The organism is Pseudomonas sp. MT92 (assembly GCF_058792515.1).
Window position 1 is genome coordinate 89446 of the sequence record NZ_JBXAFA010000019.1, and the last position, 16265, is coordinate 105710.

17 protein-coding genes and 2 pseudogenes are annotated in these 16265 nt (G+C 52.9%); 4 read left to right on the forward strand and 15 right to left on the reverse strand.

The window, feature by feature from the left end; translation table 11 throughout:
* Positions 1-59 precede the first annotated feature (59 nt).
* From AC1Q6D_RS28800 to ltrA, 4 genes and pseudogenes are all read right to left on the reverse strand, one after another.
* A pseudogene (locus AC1Q6D_RS28800) lies at positions 60-1121 on the reverse strand (IS630 family transposase).
* Positions 1122-1465: 344 nt separating this feature from the next.
* Positions 1466-2050 (reverse strand): trypsin-like serine protease, encoded by a 585-nt coding sequence (locus tag AC1Q6D_RS28805; protein WP_158249390.1) that lies wholly within the window; start codon positions 2048-2050, stop codon positions 1466-1468.
* Positions 2047-3162 (reverse strand): hypothetical protein, encoded by a 1116-nt coding sequence (locus AC1Q6D_RS28810; protein ID WP_103404550.1) that lies wholly within the window; start codon positions 3160-3162, stop codon positions 2047-2049. The genes AC1Q6D_RS28805 and AC1Q6D_RS28810 overlap by 4 nt, the downstream gene beginning before the upstream one ends.
* Positions 3163-3196: 34 nt before the next feature.
* A complete protein-coding gene (gene ltrA / locus AC1Q6D_RS28815; RefSeq protein ID WP_371919915.1) occupies positions 3197-4747 on the reverse strand; it encodes a group II intron reverse transcriptase/maturase in 1551 nt (516 codons plus the stop codon).
* A 389-nt stretch (positions 4748-5136) separates the two neighbouring features.
* Here ltrA and tnpB point away from each other — a divergent pair, with 389 nt between their 5' ends.
* Both tnpB and tnpC read left to right on the forward strand, forming a co-directional pair.
* Positions 5137-5496: an IS66 family insertion sequence element accessory protein TnpB gene (gene tnpB, locus AC1Q6D_RS28820; RefSeq protein WP_049285761.1), complete on the forward strand. Its 360-nt coding sequence runs from the start codon at positions 5137-5139 to the stop codon at positions 5494-5496.
* An 18-nt stretch (positions 5497-5514) separates the two neighbouring features.
* A pseudogene (gene tnpC, locus AC1Q6D_RS28825) lies at positions 5515-6526 on the forward strand (IS66 family transposase); the annotation flags it as partial.
* Positions 6527-7025: 499 nt separating this feature from the next.
* Here the strand turns inward: tnpC and AC1Q6D_RS28830 are convergent.
* Both AC1Q6D_RS28830 and AC1Q6D_RS28835 read right to left on the reverse strand, forming a co-directional pair.
* Entirely contained in the window at positions 7026-7244 is a 219-nt protein-coding gene (locus AC1Q6D_RS28830) for a hypothetical protein (RefSeq protein ID WP_146041495.1), read from the reverse strand.
* A 427-nt stretch (positions 7245-7671) separates the two neighbouring features.
* Positions 7672-9027, reverse strand: a complete 1356-nt coding sequence (locus AC1Q6D_RS28835; RefSeq protein WP_103404548.1) for a site-specific integrase — start codon at positions 9025-9027, stop codon at positions 7672-7674.
* Between AC1Q6D_RS28835 and AC1Q6D_RS28840 the strand changes: the two genes are divergently transcribed.
* Together AC1Q6D_RS28840 and AC1Q6D_RS28845 are read left to right on the forward strand one after the other, a co-directional pair.
* Positions 9026-9349 carry a hypothetical protein gene (locus AC1Q6D_RS28840; protein ID WP_103404547.1) on the forward strand — a complete coding sequence of 108 codons (324 nt, stop codon included), beginning with the start codon at positions 9026-9028 and terminating at the stop codon, positions 9347-9349. The two genes, AC1Q6D_RS28835 and AC1Q6D_RS28840, sit on opposite strands and share 2 nt — an antisense overlap.
* Positions 9350-9585: 236 nt before the next feature.
* Positions 9586-10374: a hypothetical protein gene (locus AC1Q6D_RS28845; protein ID WP_050682290.1), complete on the forward strand. Its 789-nt coding sequence runs from the start codon at positions 9586-9588 to the stop codon at positions 10372-10374.
* Positions 10375-10401: 27 nt separating this feature from the next.
* On the opposite strand, the gene AC1Q6D_RS28850 is transcribed toward AC1Q6D_RS28845, so the two are convergent.
* The 9 genes from AC1Q6D_RS28850 to AC1Q6D_RS28890 form a co-directional block, all read right to left on the reverse strand.
* A complete protein-coding gene (locus AC1Q6D_RS28850) occupies positions 10402-10806 on the reverse strand; it encodes a hypothetical protein (RefSeq protein WP_146041494.1) in 405 nt (134 codons plus the stop codon).
* 22 nt (positions 10807-10828) lie between these two features.
* Positions 10829-11554 (reverse strand): hypothetical protein, encoded by a 726-nt coding sequence (locus AC1Q6D_RS28855; RefSeq protein WP_103404545.1) that lies wholly within the window; start codon positions 11552-11554, stop codon positions 10829-10831.
* A 114-nt stretch (positions 11555-11668) separates the two neighbouring features.
* On the reverse strand, positions 11669-11965 hold the full coding sequence (locus tag AC1Q6D_RS28860; protein ID WP_103404544.1) for a hypothetical protein: 297 nt from the start codon (positions 11963-11965) through the stop codon (positions 11669-11671).
* Complete coding sequence (locus tag AC1Q6D_RS28865; protein WP_050682294.1) at positions 11965-13092, reverse strand: DUF7146 domain-containing protein; 1128 nt, start codon at positions 13090-13092, stop codon at positions 11965-11967. Before AC1Q6D_RS28865 ends, AC1Q6D_RS28860 begins: the two co-directional genes overlap by 1 nt.
* 137 nt (positions 13093-13229) lie before the next feature.
* A complete protein-coding gene (locus AC1Q6D_RS28870) occupies positions 13230-14012 on the reverse strand; it encodes a hypothetical protein (protein ID WP_103404543.1) in 783 nt (260 codons plus the stop codon).
* Positions 14013-14081: 69 nt separating this feature from the next.
* Positions 14082-14420: a hypothetical protein gene (locus AC1Q6D_RS28875; RefSeq protein ID WP_256590257.1), complete on the reverse strand. Its 339-nt coding sequence runs from the start codon at positions 14418-14420 to the stop codon at positions 14082-14084.
* Positions 14417-14575 carry a hypothetical protein gene (locus tag AC1Q6D_RS28880; protein WP_158249389.1) on the reverse strand — a complete coding sequence of 53 codons (159 nt, stop codon included), beginning with the start codon at positions 14573-14575 and terminating at the stop codon, positions 14417-14419. The genes AC1Q6D_RS28875 and AC1Q6D_RS28880 overlap by 4 nt, the downstream gene beginning before the upstream one ends.
* A gap of 597 nt (positions 14576-15172) precedes the next feature.
* Positions 15173-15544 (reverse strand): hypothetical protein, encoded by a 372-nt coding sequence (locus AC1Q6D_RS28885; RefSeq protein ID WP_103404542.1) that lies wholly within the window; start codon positions 15542-15544, stop codon positions 15173-15175.
* A gap of 102 nt (positions 15545-15646) precedes the next feature.
* Complete coding sequence (locus AC1Q6D_RS28890; RefSeq protein ID WP_050682298.1) at positions 15647-15964, reverse strand: hypothetical protein; 318 nt, start codon at positions 15962-15964, stop codon at positions 15647-15649.
* Positions 15965-16265: the final 301 nt, after the last annotated feature.

Here is a 16265-nt window from a genome sequence, read left to right on the forward strand (position 1 = left end):
CGTACACGGCTATATCGAAGAGGCTAGTGTGCTGTTTTCGAAATAACTTGCCCTTCCATCTACGTCTCCATCGCCTCGCGTGCTCGCGATATCTTGCTCAAAATTTCCTCGCCCTTTGCGTTCCAAACGTACCGGGTCGGTCGTGCGTGCCGTAATGCCAGGAAGGCGGTAATCGAGCTTTCCAATTCACGTACGGAGCCGAAGCTGCCCTCGCACAAGAACACGGCAATATCCCTGAAAAACCGCTTGACCATGTTCATCCACGAGCTGGAGGTCGGTGTGAAATGCACATGGAAGCGCTGATGTTTCGCCAGCCAAGCCTTCACCTTTGCGTGCTTGTGTGTCGCATAGTTATCCACGATCAGATGCAGCTGGAGGTGCTTGGGCGTTTCCTTGTCGATTTTCTTGAGGAAAGCCAACCACTCCTGATGGCGGTGCTGGCGCTCGATGCTACTGATCAGTTTGCCCTGGAGATAATCCAGCGCTGCGAACAGCGTGACCGTGCCGTGGCGAGTGTAATCATGAGATTTTGTTTGGATATGACCGATCCCCAGAGGTAGGCCAGGCTGCGTGCATTACAAGGCTTGCACCTGACTTTTCTCGTCGCAGCAGAGCACCAACGCCCTGTCTGGCGGGGCCAGGTACAGGCCGATGACATCCCAGAATTTCTCCTCGAACTGCGGGTCGTTCGACAGCGTGAAGGTACGTGTCAGATGAGGCTTCAAGTCATTGGCCGCCCAAAGTTTATGCAAGGTGGTCGCTGATATGCCGGCGGCACGGGCCATGCTTCGGCAGCTCCAGCGGGGCTCGCCGATACGAGGTTGAGTGACCTGTTCGAGCACGCGGCGTATCGTGTCGGCAGGCAGAGGGGATTTGCGTCCTCGGCCAGGCTTGTCGAGCAGGCCTTCCAATCTGAGCGCCTGAAAACGCTGGCACCAGTCGGTGACCGTAGGGCGAAAGAAACCTGTCAATCGTACGATTTCTTCTCGCGTTGATCCTTGCGCTGCCAGCAAGATGACGCGAGCTCGACGGCCATCACGCTGACTGATGGTGGCGGAACGTACGCGACGGCTCAGTTCGGCAAATTCTTCGGGGCTAAGCGTAATGTCCAGAGCGCTCACCAGGAACTATCCAAGGTAGGAATGGCATCTGAAGTGTAGTGCAAACATGGAGAAATTTATTTCGCGAACAGCACACTAGAGCCTTCGAGGAAAACGCCGCCGGCTCGCTCTTACGACGTAATCCATTAATCTAGATCCTCGATCTTGAGGGCACCGGGTTGGATGCTCTACTAGGCGGCTAAATATGGGTTTTCTAAAGTCACATGCTCGAAGCGTGGTTTACCTATACCGCCAAAACCTTGAACTCAGTCCATGCCAATTTTGGTGTAGGTAAACCAGCTCCAGGCCTATGCTGACTACGTCAGGGAGTAGCATCCGGAAAACTTATGCATTGACGACGGGCCTCAAGAAGGGCCTATAACCATTGCAGAAGAGGCCGAATCATGTTTTTTGTTTGTGTGAAATGACGACAGAAAAACTAATAAGATCATGTAGTTACAGATATATTGTCCTAATTTTCCCTTATCTCGACATGACCTCATCACCATCAAGTCAAGGCCGCCCAGGTTTCTTCCTTGTGCAACGGCACTTGGATCCATTACTGCGAACGAAGCTACTGCAGCCGATTGAACCTGCGGAACGCCGGTGGATGGTTGCCTCGCATACCCACCAGCCCCAAGTTTAAGGGCCTGGCTCAAGTTTGTTGCCGCTGTGACTCGCACTGGTACCAACTTCCGGTACCCACAGTGGGCTGCCGTCAGTACTGCGTTCGTACCTACAAGCACACCGGAACAATACGCTTGTTCCGAGGCGCTTTTGAATTCCACCACGACGGTCTCAGTGAATTCGCTGGGGCTGGCCTGGTCGCCACCTCTAACCAGAATATCAGCCCCTCTGTCGACCGTTGCCCAACCCATCACAGTCGCCTGGCCGTTGGCAGTCAGAATCACCCCCATAGTACCGAGAGCGATCCATTTCAAAGCGTTCATGGCAGCACCTTGCATCTACCAGGATCGTTGAGGAATTCAGCTGGTACGCCCATTTGAGAAAACAATGGTTCAGCTGCTGATACCGATGCAGCCGCTGTGACCCTTGCTGATGCGAAAGCCAGAACCGCGTCTCTCTTATCATTGGAGGAAGCACCTGGCGCATCCATAGTGGTGATACATGCATCATGGGCATTCTGAGCAGCCTTAACATCGGCAATAGCTTTCACAACTGCGACGGCAGCGTTGGTTTTCGCCGTATTTTCCGCGGTTCTCGCTGTTTCCTCTGCAGTAGCCCGTTGAGCAGGGTCCAAAGAGTCAACGTAACTTTTTGCTGTGGTGTCAGCGGTTCCCTCGAGCGCCGTTCCCAATACACCCAAGAGCTTACTACCTGCAGTGGTTTCAAGAAGTCCGGTCACAAGAGTAGTAGGCGTTGTCTTGTCCGGCGGCAGGGTATACCAAGGGCTATCCCAAGCATTCCGCCCCCCGTCTTCGCCATTTGGAGAGAGTAAGTCAGAACTCACCCAAGTCTGGCCAACGGGGACGTCCGATTGGAGAACTGAATAACCATTCTTAAGATTTTCGACTAACGACTTTGATACATCGAATCCGGAAACAGTTAGAACAACTGCTTTGGATTTTGATCGCGGCCACCACCCCTTGTCCAAGCGCTCGCCGTAGTAGAAAGCCCTCAAACGGAAGGCCACCTTTGAGGCGTCAGGAGATCGGATAATTTTCAATTCAGCGAAGAAGCTTGGCTTCTCTGCAAGCATTGCCCCGCTGTTAGCGAGTGTCGTCTTCGCAGCGAGCAAAACTTGCGGCAACCTGCCAACGGTGGCATCGGCCGATTCCCCGGTTGTACCGTTAGCCCGTGCTACGGCCAGCCATGGCAACGGCAGAATATTCTCCAGCTTCACCGATGGATCAAGGAAGTCTGCTGAATCGGTGAATACGCTGCCGTAGACTACATGCAAGCAACCCCTCACATCCTCGCCACTATTAAAATTCAGCGTGGAGGCAAACTTGGCATCGGAGTCTTCACCATACTTCTTCAGACCGGCGCCGAGGGCCTTGAGGCCACCGGAAATAACGGTCGCGGTAGGAATGGCAGTCACCTGCCACCCCCCGCACAGATCCGTACGTGCGGAATTACCGCATACGGCTCCTGCCTTGGGTTTTGACGCCGAAGCGAGTTATGGGATAAGGATGCATCGGTAACTCACGCGGATAGGGGATGAATAGTCTTGCCAGAGCAGTCATGCGCTCCCAATTCAGACGGTGTCGCTGACTCCGCCGTTTAAGAGCATGCCGCCATGCACTGATAATTTCACGGCGAAAAGTATCCAGCCGCCGTCGATTACCCGGTACATGGTAATAATTGCAATACCCTCTAAACAGCCGACTCAACCACTGCCCGATCACTGGGACTGGCTCGTGCCTGCGTTTATGCAACTGCGCCCGTATTTCCTTGAGCGTTGCCCTTATACGCTTGCTGATAGTGACCCGTCCTACCTCGAACATGCCGTTCTTGGATCGGCTACAGAAATGCGTGAACCCGAGAAAATCGAAAGTCTCCGGTTTCCCCAACCCATGATTCCTGCGGTCTTCGGCCGCATACCAACCGAAGCGCAGAAGGCGTGTTTTCTCTGGGTGTAACGTCAGGTTGAACTGGGCAAGTCTGGCAGCCAAAGCATCCTGAAAAACCAGTGCTTCACCAAGCCTTTCAAACCCCAGCACGCTGTCGTCTGCATACCGCACGACGATCATCTCGCCTTGTGCTGTACGCGCACGCCATTGCCTGACCCACAGGTCCATCACGTAGTGCAGATAGATATTGGCCAGCAGCGGTGAGAGAGGCGCGCCTTGCGGTGTGCCCTGCTTCGCCGGGATTCGCTGTCCATTCTCAATAACTCCGACACGGAGCCATCGAGCTATCAATCCAAGCACTCGCTTATCTGCGATTCGGTGCTGCAAGAAGCACATCATCCACTCGTGATCAATGGTGTCAAAGAACGCACGAATATCTACGTCCAGTATCCATCGAACGCGAGTTTTCTGTATTCCCACCGATAAAGCATCCAGTGCATCATGTTGCCCTCGACCAGGGCGAAACCCATACGAGAATCCGAGAAAGCTCTCTTCGTAGATCGCTTCAAGCACTTTCACCACCGCTGTCTGGACAATCTTGTCTTCCAGCGCTGTGACACCCAGCGGTCGCTCACTGCCATCTGCCTTCGGGATGTACACCCGCCGAACAGGTTTGGCTCGATAGCGACCACTGTGCACTTTTCCGTGTAAGGCTTTCAGCTTCGCGAGAAGATCCTGCTCGTACTCTCGCCACAATATTCCATCCACGCCACTAGCCGCGTCTCGCTTGAGATTGTAGAAACTCTCGTGCAAAAGCTCGACCGTTACGTGGTGCAACAAGCTCGTGAACTTGACCCGGCGATCCTGCCGGGCTGCTTGACGTACAGCGGGCAACCCTGACAACGCGCTTGTTCGGCTCTGCGTCCGGGGCGCGGAAAGTTGCTCACTGTTCCCCTTGGCTAGCCCCCTTTCCTCCATCACCTCCGCCGGGCCAGGCCCATTGTTCGGCAACTTCTCAGGTACTACGGGGCTATCCGACTTCTCATTCGCGTAGACGGCAGACGCTCGGCTTGTGGCCTTTCCTGCCCCGTCTGGCTTGTCAGCACCAGACACGAATGAGATCTCCCAGCTTCCGTACAGTTGACTTCCCAGCATGCTCAGGGTCTACGACCGCGCAGGGCGTGACACATGACTTGCGATTATCGTCATGCGCACTATGGCCTTCCGCTTCGCTTAACAGCGTCGGCGCCCCGGACTCATGATTTCGCGGCTCAATGGCTGGCCTGCTGGTTTCCCCTGCCAACGCTTCGCCGTACACCTCACGGTGCACAACGCATGACTCGGGGTCGAGGTGTTCCGCCATAACTTCTCTCGTAGGGACTTTCACCCTTTATCAACTGCCAGCTTGGCTGGCGCACTAAGCGCTCCATGAACCCCACATTCAAAGCGCTTAGCTGATGCCGGATGCTGTGCTCCCGATTCTCTCAGGAGGCCAGCTCGTCATGATGCGACCCGACGCCAAAGTTGAAAAAGTTTATCTCTACCCCAAGCCCGTGGACTTCAGAAAGTCCATTGATGGCCTCGCTGCGCTGGTCGAGCTGGACATAAAAGTGGCGGTGTTCGATCCCGTGCTCTTCGTTTTTCTCAACAAGCCCCGTAACCGCGTGAAGATTTTGTACTGGGAGCGCAACGGCTTCTGCCTTTGGCTTAAGCGCTTGGAGTCCGAGCGATTCAAAACATCGCCTGATCTCAGCGATGAAGTGATCGTTCTGACCGTCCAGGAACTGAACTGGCTGCTCGACGGTTTTGACCTGTGGCGCAACCGTCCTCACCAGGTTTTGACTCCACGCTACGTAGCCTGACCCGGTATAATCCGGGCCATGATTTCTCTGCCCGACGATCCCTGATGACCCCGTTTTGCTCAAGCAGATGCTGCTTGAGGTACTCAATCGCCAGGAAGAAGTTGCCCAGTCTTATCAGGCTCACATCGTCGACCTGAAAGGACAGATTAAGCTGTTGCGCGACCGCTTGTTCGGGCGTAAGTCCGAGCAGACAGCGCAGCCCAATACGCCGCAACTTGCACTGTTCAATGAGCCTGAAAGCGAGCCGATGCCATTGATCGGCGATGCTGAAGAGGAAGTCGTTTCCCCGGGGCCGCGCCGAGGAAAACGTAAGGCATTGTCGGCTGAGCTGCCGCGTGTCGAGGTCATCCACGAACTGCCCGAGCACGAACTGACCTGTGCCTGCGGTTGCCGCAAGCACGTGATCAGCGAAGAAATCAGCGAACAGCTGGATATCGTGCCGATGCAGATCCGTGTCATCAAACATATCCGCAAGGTTTACGGTTGCCGTGGCTGCGAAACGGCACCGGTCACCGCCGACAAACCGGCTCAACTGATCGAAAAGAGCATGGCCAGCCCAAGCGTTCTGGCCATGTTGCTGACCACCAAGTACGTCGATGGCTTGCCGCTGCATCGTTTCGAGACGGTGTTAAGTCGACACGGTATCGATATACCAAGGCAAACACTGGCGCGCTGGGTGATGCAGTGCAGCGAACACTTTCAGCCACTGCTGAACCTAATGCGCGACCGATTACTGGAAAGCCCGGTGATCCACTGCGATGAAACCCGTGTTCAAGTATTGAAAGAGCCAGGTCGAGACCCGACCAGCCAATCCTGGATGTGGGTACAAGCCAGCGGCCCGCCAGATCGCAAAGTCGTGTTGTTCGAGTACACGTCCAGCCGTGCGCAGGAGGTTCCGTTGCGTCTGCTGGAAAGTTATCGCGGCTATGTTATGACCGATGATTACGCGGGCTATAACGCCTTGGCGTTGCAACCGGGGGTTGAACGGACTATGAAGCACTGCTGCCGTGGAACTGTTCGCCAGAGATACGACGTTAAGCCTGACCCTATCGTGGGTGGTTGGATCGTACGCTATCGAGACCTTTCGATACCCTTTGCTGTACCGACAAATCCACCCAACACGTAATAGACTCGGTACGTTTTTTGGGCCTCCAAAGCCCTGTAAAAACGGAAAATCCTACCCCCGGTACAAAAATAGTCCTACCCCCGGTACAGGTCCAAAATGGCTCACATGAGCACAGATAGGGCGTACTTCTCCATTTTCGTGGCATTTATGTGGCATTTGAATGGCATTTAAATACCACAGAAATAGGGCCCATCTTTTGTACCACCTGAAATACCTGGCCTTGGCATTTTTGTGCCACTGAAATAACCAAACTTTGGCATTTTTGTGCCACTAAAATAGCCAAACATTGGCATTCTTATGCCAGCAAAATAGTAAGTGAGCTATTTATGTGCCACAGGTAGAGAAATATGGGGCACCGCGTCTGGGACAGGTGGTGACTTTGAATGTGGGGTTCATGGAGCGCTTACGAAATAACATTGGTCAGCAGTGGAAGCAGCAGAGGGTTAACATTATCAGCATCGGTGTTGAAGCATTCGCCACGAAACACCCGAAAACCTGAGGTGGTACCCGCACTGATCTTAATGGGATCAGGACTTACTGAAACCTGGCTTTGAGAGCTTGTACATCCCGCCAGCAATCCTGACAGCAGCACGCAATGAACCCATGAGCGTTTTAGATCCATCGTCGCACTCTCCGTTTCATGATCGAGCCAAGGGCTCCGGTCACCGCTTCGGAGCGCTGATGTCAGATTAGCTTGCGCATATAATTCTGCTGCTCAAATCGTTCTGACGCAGAGGAGTCAACCTCTCTGGCCTCAACCTGACAGGTCGAATGCTTAGCGTACGATTTTTTCCGTGTTCTCTATCGTCCCCTTGTGGGGCTAAAAGTATAACTGCTGAGCAGCCCGACGCCTCAAAGCTGTGGCCCAGTTGATGAAGGTGGGAGGCTGGCTCAAGGAGCGTGTTATCCCGGGCGCTAACTTTAGCCAATGGGAATGCTAGGCCGAAGCCGAGAGCGAGTTCGGATCAAAACCGTTTGGTGAGCCGACGCCATTGGCGTAAGAGTTCTACTGTTAGCGTTTTCCTTGGTCACAGCACCGTGACGATGTTTTATCGATCCTCGATGCTGAGATTTTTGTTAGATCGATGTCGCTCCTCATCCCGGCTGTTGTAGTACGTATCGACCGTGGTTGCCAAGCTTTGGTGGCGCAGGTCAGCCTGGAGATCCTTGTGATCCCGCACCTTGGCGTCAGCTGTTGCCGAGGTGTGACGGAGCCAGTGGAGTGATGCTGAACGGAGGTTTTTAATGTCGTCATCAGGAAAACCTTCCGCACGCATTCGTTCCAGTGCGTAATCGAAGACCTCCTGAACAAGGCTCCTGATATGACCCTCTGACAAACCTGCCCGGCCTTTGAGGGACTGTAGGAGCGGTGCAGAATCATTAGGGTAGGGCGCCGGTGTTAGTTTCAAGAACGTCCTATATCGAGCCATCCAAACGTTCATGTACTCGTCTTTAACACTGATCTTGGCAGACTTATTTCCTTTGCCTATTACATGGAACCACCAGTTGCCATGATCATCCTTACGAAAGTCGCTCATCATGGGTTGCCAGTTGTCCCGACCAACAATATCTGAAACGCGGAGATACATTGAATAGATGGTGGCGACGATGAAAAGCGTGCGCTCGTAAAATTTGCGTTTCGTCTTAAGTGCTTCTTTTTCCGCATCGTCCAATTCGTTGTCCGGTTCGGCTGGTACTTGATCAGCCATTAATTTAGCTGTCTCTAATACAAAACTCCACTGCAACACGGTCAAAGCCTTCGCTTTTTCGTCCGCCACAACCCTCTGCTTGTAGTTTGATTTCTGTTTGATTGCGCGGATTGGATTGGCGTTATTTGAGAGACCTTCGTCAGCTGCCCATTGAAAGAAGCTACCGCATACGGCAAAGATCTGAGCGATTGAGTCCTGTTTCATCTTGTAAGGTTTAACCTCAGGCTCTCTGTTTTGCTCCATGGCGAGTTTGAGATCAGGTTTTTTTACTGTCAGGAAGAATGGCCGCCACTGAGTGTTGATTGTGTAGGTGTCAGTAGGTTTGGGGGTGCGTCCGCCAACACGGTGATAGCGAGCCTTTACCACCGGGCCGATCCAGTCTACAGGTGGCTTAATGCAAAACTCCATGAATCGTTCGCCATCCTGACGGGTCATTTCCAATAGTGGCTTTTTGCAAACCAGAAGCGTCCAGAGCAGCAAACGCTCAACGTGAGTACGATAGGAATTGAAGGTTGCCGAATTGCGTTCATAAGAGCGCAGGAAGCTCCTGACAGCTCGATAGCCATCGATGGCACAGAGATCACCTGGGAAGGACTCCAGGTAGCTGATGACCACCGGCTGCTCTTGAGAAAGGTTGTTGTGGTTAAGCTCAAGGAATCGGTCGTGCGATTCGAACAACGGGATCAGGTTTGCCATGAAATTTCCATTCGCGGATGGTGGTCACGCCGATAATCTATCCATGTTCCGCGAGGAATGCAAAATACGGTTCTACCCATTATCGAATATTGCATTATCTAAGTACGCCCTTTTAGCGGATTTGCGGTTGGTTAGCTGCAATGCATATACAAACTGGAATCCTTTGCAAATCAACAAGATTGGCATCTCCATGTTCTCGGTCCGTGAATTTTTCCAGCAGCAGCTTGGTGCCAACAGATTTAGCGCTTTCATCGATTACATTTGTTGTTTACCACTGGACGCGCCTAAAGCAACCGTCTTCGATTCGCCAGCAGTCAGTTGAACGCCAACATTTAAAAGTTAGACTGGATCGCGAGTCGACATCTAAAAATTATAGTGGGCTACAGATCGCATGGCAGCTCTAGCACGATACTTTCAGAAATCAGCGTCCATGCCGCGACATTCGAAAATCATTTACGTTAAAAGTCAGAATCACTCAGATTTTTGAGAAATTTGGGAGATCTTGCAAAGCATCCTCTAATCTCAATACCTAACCCGACTAATCTCTGCGAGCTCATTATGATCATTCTCACGCCCAACCCGACTGACCCGGGATCAGATGTCCTTGCAGATTCGGTTTCCCCACAGCAGCACATCGTTGGTTTGAAAAATCACTTCAAGTCGAGCCCTCGTGTCACGGTGAAGCTTGATCTCAAGGATTTGCTAATTGAACAGGTATTGCTGGATTTAATGAAAAAAGAGATGGGTAATCAATCGTTTCGCATGGACAACCAGGGATCATTCAACGGAAAAGTCGTAGACGTTTTGAGACTATTCAAGGAGTTTCCTGCTGGCGGCGCCAAAATCACGTTTCCACAATATCAATACTGCGAAGAGTCGTGCAGAGTAACCCTAGTTGTAGATCCCTATGACAGTGGCATTGTCATGGAACGGATTATAGGCCACTACAAAGAATGCAACTTGGGAACACCTATCTCGCTGAATCACCTTGCAGCAAACCTAGAGTTCTCGAAAAAAGACACGCAGTATTTTCCCAGAGCATCACCCTATCAATTCTTCAGGCGAGACACTATTACACTGACATGGCCATGGGACGTCACGGCAAAACATCCCGGAGAACTGATTTGTAACGTTCTGCTATACAAGGCCGGTCAAGACAATTCATTGCACCAGAGAGAAACCGCTTGGCCTACATTCAAACCGCCATCAATCAGAATGGACGTACGCCCAAAGCGATTGAGCGTTTTGGAACATTTTTCGGCTCTGATCATGCACCCCTATGCCCTAGGGATTTTTACGGCCGTTGTAGGTGGTCTGATTCTTCATTTTGGGTTTGGTATTGGATGATTTGCTATGAGCTTAAATGCTGAATTTTTAAAGCTCTAACAAATCTAAAATTTCAGATCCGAGGATTTGAAGCCCGGTTTCCATGCTGGTGAACTCATCGATCCTGCCGATAACTCTGGCAGAAGCGTTATCGAGTCCATTTTTGACGCCGATCAGTCCAACCGTCAGCGGCAAACCACGTTCGTCGAAGGACACCTGGCACCGAATCAGCCGGTAAACCTCGCCGTCGCGCGCGCATTGAAGGTAAGCCCCTTCCCCGAACCCGGCCTCTCCCAAGATCTGGTATGAGATTCCTTGCATGATATGGGGTCTTGAGACCAGGAAGCTAACGACGTCCTCCCGGGAAAGATTCTTTGCTTGCTCCCACCCTTCTGGATCTACTGATCTCAACAGCGCCAGAAGCTCAGCTCTCAACCGCTCCACGTACGCCATTACCCTCTCCATCGCGAACTCATTACTCGACTCGCTGAAAAACCGTCATAGCAATAAGGCCCTTCCCGTCGGCGGTCGGTCGAGTGGTTATATGCCAGCCCGACGCCGTGCCAAGATTTCTCACACCCTTTTGCTGCTCACCATACCGGCGAACCTTGTCTTTCTCCTGCTTCGCAGTCAGCACTTTTACCCTATCCGCCTCCCGAACAATCCGTGTCAGCCTCGAAAAAACGTTGTCGAGCTTACACTCGCCTTTCGTTTCATCCAGGTACTCGATAACGGCATGGTACGTAAGGTAGATGCGGCCAAAGGTAGGATTATCGACGAAAGGTTGTGGCGGTGGCTCCCCGTCCCATTTCACGCAGATACCTGGATGCTCCTCCAACACCCACGCCTCCCCTTTCTCGACAGAGATGTTGTCCAAGCCGAGGAGTTGTGTCCGGAGAGCGTACGCGTATTGGTAGAGCTCTTCTTTTGAGCTGGTCACAAGCAGGAGACGCTTTACAGCGCCACGGGAAACCACGAGCTTCAAATTACGTGAGGTTCGATTTGACCCAGCGAGCTCCAGCCAGATCAGGCAGCACCAGGCGCCGTACAGTTCTACAAAGTCCAGGGCATTTGGCCCGAGGTCTTTTGAGACATGGACATCCACAGTGCGGAAAAAACGATCGTCGCCATTGAACTTGACCTGGTACAGGCCTGGCGTATCGGTTGTTGAGGTGCTGAGCTTGACCACTTTGAATGTCATTGTTCGGATCTCGATTGCGATGCTTGAAGACTCGCACGTCTTACTGGAATGCAAGCGGACGATTCTACCCGACTCCTGATCGATCTCATGGCCATAAAAAAAGGGCCAGCTAAATTAGCCGGCCCTTTTGGTTTCTTGCGCGCGGTCGCTAGCGACAATCTTTTCGAGAATGTCGGCAGCCTCCATTATGTATGGCCCTTCAAAGATGACGTTGAGTCCATCTTGAAGGGCCTTTGCATGGGCCATGATGTACCGACGCGACGCCGGTACCCGGTACCGGCTTACCAACAGCAATCGGTAATCCCCTGCGCTCCCACTAAAACCGCTGGGCGGTGAGAATGGATCGAGGGCATTAGCGCCTGGCGAGGTGACAACACGCACTGGGTCATACAGATAAGAGGTGACGCTCATCAAGCCGCCCTCCTCATCTGTGGAAACCCCATGCATCCAAGCTGCACCAGCACATCATTCCAGTCGACCGACTTTTCGCCTTCCAGCAGCGGCAATGACGGAGTCAGTATCTGAGCTTGGATACCCTTCTCCCAGAGACGCTTTTTCAGGTTCATGCCCGCCTCTTCGCCGCGGCCGGAACGGTCTTTGTCGATCCAGATCCTGACGCGTTTAGTGCGAGGGCCAGGCTCGAAACCCTCCAACAGCGTTGCATTCACCAGCGAGTGAACCTGCACTGCGAAGTTGGTACCGGTTTCTATAGCCCAAGCTGTTTCCAGCCCCTCACAAACATCAATTTCCTCCTTGTCCCAGGCCCCAACGAAAATGCCACCGCCAGTAACCAGCCTATCGGTAGGATACATGCACATTTTCTTGGCACTTTGGACGGGAGCTTTCAGCCCCTTCGGGGTTAGAAAGTACCGGTGGAGCGTGATGGGAAGCCCTGCCTTTGTAACTTTCGCGACAATGCCGGGAAAATCACCTTCGAACTCACCATCCTCGTTGTAGCTCGAGAGGCTCGGATGAAACCGAACCACCCTTTCGACGCCCTCACGATCCCAACAGAGAATCTTGCGGCTGGCCAAGTACAGACGGGCCGGCTCAGCATCTGGGTGCGTAAGTGGAAGGCTGCCCTTCCATAGCTCATTGAGTTTCTTGCTGTGATAGAGGTTTGAAGCAGCCTCTTTTTCCTCAAGCTCTTTGCGACGAGCTGCGAGCGCCTGCTCGTTGGCCCGGTTTACCTTCTCCTGCTGATTCTCATCTTCAGTCGAGCGGATCCCCAGAAAGTCACCAACGTCGGCCACAGCATCTGCAAATCCGTAGTTCTTCACCCACATCAGCAAGCTGAATCCATCGGGGTACGTTCCACAGGTGTTGCACATGCCGCCGCCGGAGTCTTGAAAGTCCTTACGGAAGAACTTGAATCCATCGCCGCCACGACCAGCCACCCCATGGACAGGGCACTTCGTGTGTCGACCTGGCTTATCAAACGCTCTGGAATCGATCTCAGGGCACAAGTCCCTCAAAATCACATCCCAGCCTTTAAGCTTCGCCGCATTTCGTACAACTTCGGCTTTCAAATTTCTCATAGTGCACCTCCAGGTAAGCCCAACTCGGGACTTCCCCAAGCCACCGAAACGGGAGCTTGGGGAAGCCCCGAGCCGGGGGAATAGGACACCTGAAGGAACTCCACCCCTTGAAGGGGGCAAAGCCCCCCAGGGGATGGTTAAGCTGCTAACCGCAACCGCGGTTTCATCAGCTTCAAATAGGTATCGCGCGCTTCAGCAATCGCCTCGCGCACAACATCACGTGTGTCTGTACAGAGCCCCTTGATCGAGGGATTACGACTGAACCCGTAGATATCAAGCTCAGCCAGTTCAGCGATATCGTCGCCATCATCAAGCATGGTGACAGTGACTTTGAGGCTGAAACATTCGATCTCCCCATCCATGATTTGCTGGATAGTTTGGTCTAGGTATACGAGCTCCTCCTCCGTTTCAAAGACATCGAAGTCATCCGGGCACTTAAAAACATCAACCCGGAAGTTGGCAGTTTGAAAGGTCCGCAGCTTTGTCTTCTCTGAGACGTACGCATCGAGGAGCTTGTACCCTCGGTGCGCAAGTTCCGCGCCGGTGGCGACAACATCATCGGCAAGCGCAGAAACCAGTCGATGAAGAGCAACTTTTTGAGCGGGTCCACCTAGTTCATCAGCCGGAGTGAGCTCGACGTAAACTGGATCGATGCTCAGGGAGGTCGATCGCTCATGTACATAGCGCATTCCAGAGTCCCGAGTAATCTCCAGCTTTTCGGGTAGCACCAGGCCATCCCAAACAGTCGAAGAAACATCCGGCACAAGACGCGAAGCAAGACGCTTCACATCCAACTCACCAGTGAAGCTGGCACCATCGCCCTGACAACAGCTCAGCGAAAAATGGACGTCTTCAGCTGGGTAGCCGTTTAACACCAAGTGGCGCTGCATCAGGGTTGTGATTGCACGGTTAGTAGACATATATGGACTCCAGTAATTGGAGCCCACCGCCCCTAATGGGGCATGTAGGCCCCGATAGGGTTAGGTGAATCAGTGGGGTTGCTTCGTTCGAATTCGAGTGAGAAAGACATCCCAGGCCAGATGGCCGTGGGAAACCACCTTCCCATCATCCACCAGCACACGGCGCTTGCCGGTGAAGCCGGTGTCGATGGCGAAAGCAGTCTTGTCTTGAGCATTCGGGTAACGAGCGAGCAGTACACGCAGCGCTGCATAGTGTCGAAGTGCAAAGGCACGGCGAACAACGTTCGCGATACCTCCACAGCGGGACACGGCTTCAGCTTCGACGCCACGTGTCAATGCTTCAGCCTCACCGGTAGTGAGGGTCATCGTTTCACGGAGTAGCGCGACCAGACGGGGGTAGGACTTCATTTCTTGGTCCCATCCTTCTGTTTGATCGGCAAGCCGCAAATGCTGCTCATCATGCTGACAAAGCTTTCATCACTGAGAGCCTCTTGATAATGAGCAACCCGATTTTGGGCGTGGGGCTTTGCAGGTGTTGGAACGGGCTTCTGTGCATTACTCATACACGTTGCTCCATCTTCACAACCAGGTCACCCCGCGTCACATACGACCAGCTACAGCCGAAGGATGATGACGCTCCAATCAGCTTTGCAGGCGAAAAAATCATAGATGTACCTCCAGAATGGAGGTGAGATGCCAACCCCTAGTGGGGAAGGACCCCACCAGAAAGGTTGGAACAACGGTGTTACGACAGGCTTAGACCCAATGTCCGGCGAGAGCCAAGCACAGGGCCGTGTGAATCAAATTACGTCAAACACGAAGTCGACGATGATGATCACGAGATTCAGTAAGTCAGACATGTTGCACCTCAATTTTAGTTTTAGTGCAAGGTCTCCCCTACAGGGAGAAATCCCTGCAGGGAGTGAAAGCCAGAGTGGCCAAGTTGATGCTGCTTTAGGGACGCGCAGCTAACGCCATCTCCGATCGCAACAGAGCGATTGGAAGAATCTTTGCTTGGGAAAACTGGAGCTTTCCGAAACAACCCTTGAGGTCGGTCGGTGGCCTGGTGGCCGAGAGGATGCTGATAACAGCTGGTTGAAATATAGCACCCGGAATTTTGAGATGGAAGCAGGGAGGTGTCCCCCCCCTGCTCCAATCACCTACGCACGTTTCTGAACCATCTCGTCCCTCATCGCCCGGAGCAAGTCCAGGTGATAGGAGCGAAGCTCTGAAGCAGCAATCGTTGAGCATGCCGCCGAGATTTCGTGAACCAGTTGAATGAATTCACGAAGATGCGCCGTGGTGGTGATCCCGCGCTCACAGTAGCTGGCTTCTATCTCTTGCTGAGTAACGTCAACTTGAGACGCCAGGTAGAGAGGACGGTCCCTCCTATCCAGTCGCAGAACTTCCGTAACCCCATCATGGCCACCTTTAGGAAAGAGAGCCGCTTTTCTGCGTTCGATGATCTCGTTGAAATGCGAGAGCACCAGCGCTGGGTTACTGGAAATATGAGAAACCGGAAAATTGTTCATGAAGCCTCCAACACGAAAGTCGAGGCCTCTCCCCTATCGGGAAAAGGACCCGACGGGGTTTGCTGCTTACGCAGCGTTACGCCACAGATGTGGCATGTAGGATCACCAGGATGCTTCGACTGCGTCCATCATGATTTGCAGTCGCACCAGCGGCAGCTTCATCAGCCACGCCCTGGATTCAGTAGTGTAATTCGCCAGCAAATTCACCAGTCGACCATGCTCCTCGAGCTCAGCGTACGTGGCGACCTTTGCCAGGCGCATCCTGCATTTAATTGAACGGAACTCGTCGCGCTCAATCGTCGTCAATAACGTCACCTCATCACATTCAATACCGTTTGAGCGCATGCGCTCCATACGCAAAGGAAGTGACTGAGCGACCTTATCGAACCCAGCTGCTACGAGCTGTTGGGAAATGTTCATGTTGCCTCCGATGATTAGAGACAACATTCCCGATCGGGAGCGATTGTCCCAATGGGTTGAATGGCGAGTGCCAAGTTGATGCTGCATAGAGTTGCAGCTGACTATCGTCCTGGAAACGCATTGTTCACAGGTGGATTCGGTTGAGAGACTCGCCTCGTTAGAGGAGGTTCTCCAAACCGAACACTCTCCCCAGACCGGGAGAGATTCGGAAGTGCCCCTCTTGCGTTATTCCCCCCAGTCTGCAATACATAATTAGGGCTTTACAGGCGATTTCCTCTATCGATACCCCTCTATTGAGGGG

Bases quoted from the DNA above. Each gene is read 5' to 3' on its own strand.
- tnpB (WP_049285761.1), top strand. From the start codon at position 5,137: ATGATGCGACCCGACGCCAAAGTTGAAAAAGTTTATCTCTACCCCAAG.
- AC1Q6D_RS28875 (WP_256590257.1), bottom strand. From the start codon at position 14,420: ATGAAGTCCTACCCCCGTCTGGTCGCGCTACTCCGTGAAACGATGACC.
- AC1Q6D_RS28805 (WP_158249390.1), bottom strand. From the start codon at position 2,050: ATGAACGCTTTGAAATGGATCGCTCTCGGTACTATGGGGGTGATTCTG.
- AC1Q6D_RS28865 (WP_050682294.1), bottom strand. From the start codon at position 13,092: ATGAGAAATTTGAAAGCCGAAGTTGTACGAAATGCGGCGAAGCTTAAA.
- AC1Q6D_RS28850 (WP_146041494.1), bottom strand. From the start codon at position 10,806: ATGGCGTACGTGGAGCGGTTGAGAGCTGAGCTTCTGGCGCTGTTGAGA.
- AC1Q6D_RS28830 (WP_146041495.1), bottom strand. From the start codon at position 7,244: ATGGATCTAAAACGCTCATGGGTTCATTGCGTGCTGCTGTCAGGATTG.
- AC1Q6D_RS28840 (WP_103404547.1), top strand. From the start codon at position 9,026: ATGAAATTTCCATTCGCGGATGGTGGTCACGCCGATAATCTATCCATG.
- AC1Q6D_RS28860 (WP_103404544.1), bottom strand. From the start codon at position 11,965: ATGAGCGTCACCTCTTATCTGTATGACCCAGTGCGTGTTGTCACCTCG.
- AC1Q6D_RS28855 (WP_103404545.1), bottom strand. From the start codon at position 11,554: ATGACATTCAAAGTGGTCAAGCTCAGCACCTCAACAACCGATACGCCA.
- AC1Q6D_RS28845 (WP_050682290.1), top strand. From the start codon at position 9,586: ATGATCATTCTCACGCCCAACCCGACTGACCCGGGATCAGATGTCCTT.
- AC1Q6D_RS28880 (WP_158249389.1), bottom strand. From the start codon at position 14,575: ATGAGTAATGCACAGAAGCCCGTTCCAACACCTGCAAAGCCCCACGCC.
- AC1Q6D_RS28890 (WP_050682298.1), bottom strand. From the start codon at position 15,964: ATGAACATTTCCCAACAGCTCGTAGCAGCTGGGTTCGATAAGGTCGCT.
- AC1Q6D_RS28885 (WP_103404542.1), bottom strand. From the start codon at position 15,544: ATGAACAATTTTCCGGTTTCTCATATTTCCAGTAACCCAGCGCTGGTG.
- AC1Q6D_RS28870 (WP_103404543.1), bottom strand. From the start codon at position 14,012: ATGTCTACTAACCGTGCAATCACAACCCTGATGCAGCGCCACTTGGTG.
- AC1Q6D_RS28835 (WP_103404548.1), bottom strand. From the start codon at position 9,027: ATGGCAAACCTGATCCCGTTGTTCGAATCGCACGACCGATTCCTTGAG.